Below are 2,285 nucleotides of genomic sequence, written 5' to 3'. Positions count from 1 at the left end.
ACACCCATTTCTCCATCAGCCATCTCGTCCCCCTCCTTTTTCAGTATAGATTGAGTAAAAACCCTTCTCTATATAAATCGGCAAAGGGGAACATTAACTTGAGCTATTTTTCGGATAGGCTCTTAGTAAAAGAGCAAGAGATATATTAATAGATGCGTTAAAGAATCATGAATATGGACATATCAAAACACAAGTTCCAGGAGCTTTGGCAAATGTATATGATCATATTACAGATGAGAATGAAAAAGAGAGAATAGTGGATGCATTAATAGAGGCAGCCACTGGAGGTTCATTAGAGGTTGAAGGATTTAGGGGTATAATACCAGCTCATAGGAATATATTTGCTATTGAGATGTTAGGAGAGATAAAGGCGAAAAAAGCGGTCGAGCCATTGATAGAGGCGTTGAAGGATGAGAATGAACAGGTTCGAAGGGATACAGCAAGAGCATTAGCTAATATAACGGAACTTCCCCTCAAAGATGGACCATAAAATGGTGCTAACCTTTTAATAATCAAGGGGATAGGCAAGTTTTAAACCTTAAAAGCGTGCATACGAATATTTTTTTAAAAAATTTTATTATTTTTTAAAAAAATGCTTGACAAAATTTAATTAATATGTTATTATATAATCATTATGTATGTGTCCAGAATCTATCGGGAGCATAAACATAAGAAATACCTGACCGTGCTTATTCAAAAAAGTGTCCGCCAAGGGAAAAAGGTTATTCACCAGACCTTAGCCAATATCACCAAATGGCCTGAACAGGTGATAGAGGCAATTGAATTTGCCCTTAAAGGCGGAAATGTTAAAGAACTCCAGGAGATAAACGGTTTTATTGAGAAGCAAGGCAAAGCCTATGGAGCTTTAAAGGTTATAGTTGAGATAGCTAAGCGGTTAGGGATTAGGGAAGTATTAGGCAGAGGTAAAACAGGGATACTGACAATGATAATGATAGCAGGTATGATAATCACGCAGAAGTCCAGATGGCACATAGCTAATTATTGGGTAAAGGATGAGGCGATAGAAGAGGTATTAGGATTCAAGGAAAGGTTTGACGAGGACGATTTATATGAGACGCTTGCCTGGTTAAGCAAGAATCAAGGGAAGATTGAAGACAAACTTTGGCAGAGAAGGATAAAAGAAAGGCCTGAAGAATTAAACTCACTTTTTCTATATGATGTGACGAAAGAATATGTGGAAGGGGAGCAGAACGAGCTGGCAGAATATGGGAGGATGGCTGGTGGTGTTAAAGGGAAGAAGGTAATAGCGATAGGGTTGTTGACAGATAAGGATGGAGATCCATTAACAGTGGAGGTATTTAAAGGGAATACAAGTGATCATAAGACTGTGATTGAGCAGTTAAAGAAGATAAGGGAGCATTATGGGACTAAACGGATAGTATTTGTAGGGGATAGAGGGATGTTAAAATCACAACAGATAGAAGAGATAACCAAAGAGCCTGATAGATGGAATTATATAACGGCGATAACCAAACCGCAGATAGAAGGACTGATAAACGATGAGATAATCCAGCTTGATATGTTTGATAATAGCTTATGCGAGGTAGAGAATGAAGGGATACGTTACATACTGCGTAAGAATCCTATGAGAGCAGAAGAGATAAGGAGGAATCTTGAGGAAAGGATTAAATATATAGAAAAGGTAGTAGGGGCAAAGAATGAATATTTGGACAAGCATAAGAAGGCGAAGAGAGAGATAGCCCAAAAGAATCTTAATGCAGAGATTGAGAAGAGGCAATTATCAAAGATAATTACGCTTGAATACGATCAAGGATTCAGGGTTAAGATTAATGAGGGAGCCAAAGAGGAAGTTTTAAGATTAGCCGGATGTTATGTGATAAAGACTGATGTGCCGAAAAAAGATTTAAGCAAAGAAGATGCCCATGCCCGCTACAAAGATTTAACAAAGGTCGAACATGCATTTGAGATAATAAAAACTGGGTTATTGAGGATACATCCTATTCATGTCCGAAAAGAAGAAAGCGTGCGAGGGCATGTATTTGTTTGTATGCTGGCGTATAAAATCACACATTATATTGAAAGCAAGCTAAAAGATTCAGGTTATCCGTTAAGATATATAATCGAAACATTAGATAAAATCCAATATCGTGAGCTAATATTCAAATCCCATACCCTAAAGAAATTGCCAGATATTCTATCAGAGGATCAAACCGCTATCTTAAACGGATTAGGGATTAAAACCCCCTTTCAATTGTAGATAGGAATTATAAAAAAGAGATATCGCTATATCTTATTGAAAATCA

Annotated in this window: 2 protein-coding genes; both read left to right on the top strand. The window is 37.2% G+C overall.

All coding sequences use genetic code 11. The features are described 5' to 3' along the window. Positions 1-205: 205 nt before the first annotated feature. A complete protein-coding gene (locus AB1630_12495) occupies positions 206-490 on the top strand; it encodes a HEAT repeat domain-containing protein (protein ID MEW6104610.1) in 285 nt (94 codons plus the stop codon). 195 nt (positions 491-685) lie between these two features. Beyond that, on the top strand, positions 686-2,239 hold the full coding sequence (locus tag AB1630_12490) for an IS1634 family transposase (GenBank protein MEW6104609.1): 1,554 nt from the start codon (positions 686-688) through the stop codon (positions 2,237-2,239). Positions 2,240-2,285: the final 46 nt, after the last annotated feature.

The sequence above is a fragment of the bacterium genome (genome assembly GCA_040753555.1).
Classification (GTDB): domain Bacteria; phylum UBA9089; class UBA9088; order UBA9088; family UBA9088; genus JBFLYE01.
Note: the sequence above shows the minus strand (reverse complement) of the source record. Positions and strands in the feature narration are given on the sequence as shown.